The sequence below is a fragment of the Pseudovibrio sp. POLY-S9 genome (assembly GCF_001431305.1).
Lineage (GTDB): Bacteria > Pseudomonadota > Alphaproteobacteria > Rhizobiales > Stappiaceae > Pseudovibrio.
Genome location: NZ_LCWX01000086.1, coordinates 63821 through 69432, shown reverse-complemented (window position 1 = coordinate 69432; position 5612 = coordinate 63821). Strand labels below are relative to the sequence as shown.

The following is a 5612-nucleotide window of genomic DNA, read 5'->3' as shown; positions in this document are numbered from 1 at the left end:
CAGGCTCGTGAAAACCTGAAGGTTTTCATTGGAGCGGCGAAAGCACGGAGTGAAGCGCTGGATCATGTGTTGTTTGTCGGGCCTCCGGGCCTTGGCAAGACAACGCTGGCACAGATTATGGCGCGTGAACTTGGTGTGAACTTCCGGGCAACTTCCGGCCCCGTGATTGCAAAAGCGGGTGATCTGGCTGCGCTGCTGACCAATCTGGAAGATCGGGATGTTTTGTTCATTGATGAGATCCACCGTCTCAACCCTGCGGTTGAAGAGGTGTTGTATCCGGCAATGGAGGATTACCAGCTCGACCTCATCATTGGTGAAGGGCCAGCTGCGCGATCTGTGAAGATTGACCTTGCCAAGTTTACTTTGGTGGCCGCAACGACCCGTATTGGCTTGCTGACGACGCCGTTGCGTGACCGGTTTGGCATTCCTGTTCGGCTTGAGTTTTATACTCCGGAAGAGCTGGAGCTGATTGTGAAGCGCGGTGCGCGACTCTTGGGAATCGGTATGAGTGATGCTGGTGCACGAGAGATTGCCAAGCGCTCCCGCGGGACACCGCGTATTGCAGGACGTTTGTTACGTCGTGTGCGGGACTTTGCGATTGTTGCCGGGGATGCTGAGATTGATAGTGGGCTTGCTGACCGAGCTTTGCGGCAGCTGGAAGTGGACAGTGCTGGCTTTGACAGCCTCGATCGGCGTTATCTGAAGCAGATTGCGCTGAACTTTGGTGGTGGCCCTGTTGGGATTGAGACGATTGCAGCTGCTCTTTCTGAGCCGCGGGATGCGATTGAAGAGATTGTTGAGCCGTATCTTATCCAGAATGGCTATCTACAACGGACACCGCGTGGCCGAATTTTGACGCCAATCGCTTTCAAACACCTTGGTTTGGTGGTGCCTGATAACCCGAATGCACCTCAGATGGCTCTTTTTCAACACGCTGAAGACTGACCTGCAGATATGAACACTAAAAAAACTGAGGCAAATTGGCCCGATCTGACGGGGCGAATTGACGGTAACGAACATATTTTGCCTGTGCGTGTGTATTACGAGGACACCGACTTTTCCGGCGTCGTCTATCATGCGGCTTATCTGAAGTTCATGGAGCGTGGCCGCACTGAGCTGCTGCGTCTGCGCGGTGTGCATCATCATGAGCTGGATTCAGGCATGCATGGGGAGCGTCTGGCGTTTGCTGTTCGCCATATGGACATTGATTTTCTCAAGCCTGCACGAATCGATGATGTGCTTGAAGTTCATACGGATATCAGTGAAGTGAAGGGTGTCCGGATGTTTATAAGCCAGAGAGTTATGCGTGGTGACGAAGTTTTGATCAAAGCGCGTGTGACTGCCGTGGCCATTTCTGCGGACGGGAAACCACGCAGATTGCCCAAGGATCTAGTCGCCCAAATGAACGGCGAATAAGCGCGATAATCATCGCGAAAAATCACCAATATTCATTCAAAGTAAACGGGACTGGAAACCTTTTAATCCTTCAGTAACCTTAAACAGGTCTTTTCATTTATGCCTTCAATGCTGGCTGTAGTCGAAGTTTCGCCAAATTCGACAGGCAGGAAGGCTGCTAAATGTTTAATAGACTGGTTGTGTCCATGGCAGGGGTTCTACCGTGGACAGGTCTTTGGGTTATCAGGGCAAGAGGTCCTTATTACATGAACTCTAAGGTGATGAAACTCGTTGTGGCCATGAGCGCAGCGGTGGCTTTGTTGACGCCATTGGCTGCAACGGCTCAGGACGTGCAATCTGTTGAGCTGGGTGCAGCTCCGGGTTCGGGCTTGTCCTACATTTCGTTGTTTCTGGAAGCAGACATCGTCGTCAAGATTGTAATGATCGGTCTGATCGCTGCTTCTGTCTGGAGCTGGGCGATAATCTTTGACAAGATTGTTCTGTATGGTCGCTCTCGTCGCCAGATGAACCGTTTTGAGAATGTGTTCTGGTCCGGCCAATCTCTCGAAGAGCTTTACAAGTCTTTATCCTCCCGTGCGAATAACGGCATGTCCGCATTGTTTGTGGCTGCGATGCGTGAGTGGAAGCGCTCTCATGAAGGGGATAAGCCTGCGATTGCCAGCCTGCAGCAGCGTATCGACCGCGTGATGGATTTGACCATCTCCCGTGAAGTTGAGCGGCTTGAAAAACGCCTGTTGTTCCTTGCAACAATCGGCAGTGCGGCTCCATTTGTTGGTCTGTTTGGTACGGTCTGGGGCATCATGAATGCGTTTACGTCTATTGCAGCTTCCAAGAACACCAACCTTGCCGTTGTGGCTCCAGGTATCGCCGAGGCGCTGTTTGCGACCGGTCTGGGCCTGATTGCAGCTATTCCGGCGGTTATTGCTTACAACAAACTGCAGAGCGATTCCGGCAAGCTTGCCGCGCGTATGGAAGGCTTTGCAGACGAGTTTTCCGCCATTTTGTCCCGCCGCATTGATGAGCGAGGATAACCCATGGGTATGAGCACTGGAGCAGCTGGTGGTGGTGGTCGTGCAGGTGGCAGACGTGGTCGCCGCAGGCATTCTCACGCACCGATGAGCGAGATCAACGTAACGCCGATGGTGGACGTGATGCTGGTACTGCTGATCATCTTTATGGTGGCAGCTCCCTTGCTGACTGTCGGCGTGCCGATTGACCTGCCTGAAACTCGCGCAAAAGCGATGGAAGGTGACACTGAGCCGATAGCGATTTCGGTGAAGTCTGATGGGGGCGTGTTCATTCAGGATACTGAGATCCCTATTGATGAGTTGATCGCGAAACTCGGTGCGATTGCCGAGAATGGTTACAACGAGCGTATCTACGTGCGTGGTGATCAGGATGCCGATTATGGAATCATCATGAAAGTTATGGGTCGCATCAATGCTGCTGGATACAAGCGCATCGGGCTCGTCACTCTAGAGGAGCAGGGTTAACCGGGAATGCGTGCAGGCCTTATCGCATCGCTAATTGTTCACGTGGTCGTGCTTGTTGCCGGAGCGGTTTCGCTTAACTTCGGTAAAGAGCTGACCACTGCCCCGGTGGATTCACTGCCCGTGGATCTTGTGCCTGTGAGCGAGCTGACAAAGCTGCAGCTGGGTACAAAAGAAGCGAAGGAAATCAAAGAGGCTGCGTTGCAGCCGACCAAGAAGCCTGCAGAAAAGCCAGAGCCGGAGAAAAAGACCGGTGAAGCTAAGAAAGAGGTGAAGAAGGTTCAGGAAGCGAAAAAGGAAGTGCAGCAGGCTGAAACACCGCCGCCACCACCAGAACCAGCTGAGCCAGATCCAGCCCCAAAGGAAGTGCCAAAAGAGAAGGCTCCTGCGGAGACTGCAGAACTTGGTCCTGAAATAGAAAAAACAGAAAAGCCGAAGCAGGTCGTTAAAGTCCGTCCACGTTCCAAGCCAAAGCCTCCAGCGCGCCCTAAAGCGCCGAAGAAGGAAGAGCCGAAGAAGAAGGAAGACTTTAACTCGAAGATGGCGGCTTTGCTGAACAAAACGAATGCGAAGTCGAGCGGGACTGCAAAGTCCGCAAAACCGGCTTCTCTTGGATCCGAATTGGGTCAGACCAACGTGAAGATGAGCCAGTCTGAACTGGATGCGCTTCGCGGACAGGTTGCCCGGTGCTGGAACCCACCTGTGGGTGCCGCTGGTGCTGAAGATCTTAACGTTCGCCTAGAGTTTAACTTGAGCCGTACCGGTGAAGTTGAAGGGCAGATAAAGGTTCTGAATTCCAGCAGTAACCCGACATTCAGAGCTGCTGCAAGCAGTGCAGAACGCGCGGTCTATCGCTGCGGTCCGTATTCTCTGCCAGCAGCTAAATATGATGCATGGAAAACCGTCATCTTGAATTTTGATCCTCGCGATATGCTTGGATACTAGGTATTGAGATTGAAAGGAGCTTAGGTCTATGTCCTTTGTGATGGGGCTTAACCCAATGCGTACAACAGGAGTCAAGCAGCTGTGGCGTCATGCATGTCGCCTTGTGGCTGCTGCTGTTACTGTTGCTGCGATCTCTCAACCTGCATATGCCCTGATTGAACTCGATATTACTCAGGGCAACGTTGAACCTATGCCGATTGCAATTTCTCCCTTTGCAGGTTCCGGCTTGCAGGAAGATGTGGCAGGGCAGATTTCTCAAGTTGTTGCAGCGGATTTGCAGCGCTCGGGCTTGTTCCGTCCGATTGATCCGACAGCGCATATTCAGCAGGGAATGAATGTAGGCACCATGCCGCGCTTTGGCGATTGGAGAACCATTGGTTCTCAGGCTTTGGTGACTGGTTCCATTGCGCAGCAGGCAAACGGACAGATCCGGGCAGAATTTCGTTTGTGGGATGTGTTTGCCGGTCAGCAGTTGATTGGCCAGCAGTTCTTCACCACACCGGAAAACTGGCGTCGTCTGGCACACATTATTTCCGATGCGGTTTACCAGCGTTTGACTGGTGAGAAAGGCTACTTCGATACCCGTGTGGTCTTTATTGATGAAAGCGGTCCGAAGGATGCGCGCCGTAAGCGTCTTGCGATCATGGATCAGGATGGTGCTAATGTGCGCTACTTGACCCGTGGTGATGATCTTGTGCTGACACCTCGGTTCTCTCCTGTCTCACAGGAAGTGACCTACATGTCTTATGTGGGCGGTAATCCGCAGGTTTACCTGTTCAACATTGAAACTGGACAGCGTGAGGTTCTCGGCAACTTCCCGGGTATGACGTTTGCGCCGCGCTTCTCGCCTGATGGTCAAAAGGTCATCATGAGTTTGCAGCAAGGCAGCAACGCCAACCTTTATCTCATGGATTTGCGTACTCGCCGGACAACGCGTCTGACCAACACAGCTGCAATTGACACCAGTCCTTCCTTCTCTCCGGATGGAAGTCAGGTGGTGTTTGAAAGTGACCGTGGCGGTTCTCAGCAGCTTTATGTGATGAATTCTAATGGAAGTGGAGCAACGCGCATTTCCTTTGGTCCAGGTCAGTATTCTACGCCTGTGTGGTCGCCGCGCGGTGATTTGATTGCCTTTACCAAGGTGCATCAGGGGCGCTTCATGATTGGCGTTATTCGTCCGGATGGCAAAGGGGAGCGTATTCTCACCGAGGGCTATCACAACGAGGGGCCTGCGTGGTCTCCGAATGGACGTGTGTTGACTTTCTTCCGGGATACTGTGGGTGAGCAGGGCGGTCCTCAGGTCTGGACGGTTGACCTGACTGGCTATAATGAACAGCTGGTTCAGACGCCAAACTTTGCTTCAGATCCAGCGTGGTCTCCGTTGCTCGACTAATCAAAAAGCTGAGCCCCTAATTTCTTGCGGGAATTTGGGGGCATTAGCACTTCATTAACCAATAAATTCAAGTTACCCTTAACCAAGTTGGTCTAGGGCTTTTTTAACCCTCGGGGTTTGAGGGACAGGAGATTCTATAAATGTCAAAGACGCTGTTCGCGCGCGGAGCGCGTTTCGCCGCTGTGGTGGCTGTGTGTCTCGTCGCAGCAGCTTGTTCGCAGACACGCCCTGAACTAACCAGTGGCAATAGTTCTGTTGCAGCTGGCTCTGGACAGGACTTCGTTGTGAATGTTGGGGATCGTGTATTCTTCCTCAATAACCAGAGCTCCATTGATGGTTCTGCTCGAGCAGTGCTGGACAAGCAGGCT

The 5612-nt window shown here is 52.5% G+C and carries 6 protein-coding genes and 1 pseudogene; all 7 read left to right on the top strand.

Annotation, left to right across the window (positions count from 1 at the left end):
- A partial coding sequence (gene ruvB, locus PPL9_RS06810) for a Holliday junction branch migration DNA helicase RuvB (RefSeq protein ID WP_244273360.1) occupies window positions 1-945 on the top strand: 945 nt, incomplete at its 5' end.
- A gap of 9 nt (window positions 946-954) precedes the next feature.
- Window positions 955-1416 carry a tol-pal system-associated acyl-CoA thioesterase gene (ybgC, locus tag PPL9_RS06805; RefSeq protein WP_057461982.1) on the top strand — a complete coding sequence of 154 codons (462 nt, stop codon included), beginning with the start codon at window positions 955-957 and terminating at the stop codon, window positions 1414-1416.
- 245 nt (window positions 1417-1661) lie between these two features.
- Window positions 1662-2447: a protein TolQ gene (gene tolQ, locus PPL9_RS06800; RefSeq protein ID WP_057461981.1), complete on the top strand. Its 786-nt coding sequence runs from the start codon at window positions 1662-1664 to the stop codon at window positions 2445-2447.
- 3 nt (window positions 2448-2450) lie between these two features.
- The gene (gene tolR, locus PPL9_RS06795; protein ID WP_057461980.1) at window positions 2451-2909 is read left to right on the top strand and encodes a protein TolR; all 459 of its coding nucleotides are present in this window, start codon (window positions 2451-2453) and stop codon (window positions 2907-2909) included.
- Between the two features lie 6 nt (window positions 2910-2915).
- Entirely contained in the window at window positions 2916-3851 is a 936-nt protein-coding gene (locus tag PPL9_RS06790) for a hypothetical protein (RefSeq protein WP_057461979.1), read from the top strand.
- 55 nt (window positions 3852-3906) lie between these two features.
- A complete protein-coding gene (gene tolB, locus PPL9_RS06785) occupies window positions 3907-5244 on the top strand; it encodes a Tol-Pal system beta propeller repeat protein TolB (RefSeq protein ID WP_063291572.1) in 1338 nt (445 codons plus the stop codon).
- Window positions 5245-5384: 140 nt separating this feature from the next.
- Window positions 5385-5612 (top strand): annotated as a pseudogene (locus tag PPL9_RS31155) (peptidoglycan-associated lipoprotein); the annotation flags it as partial.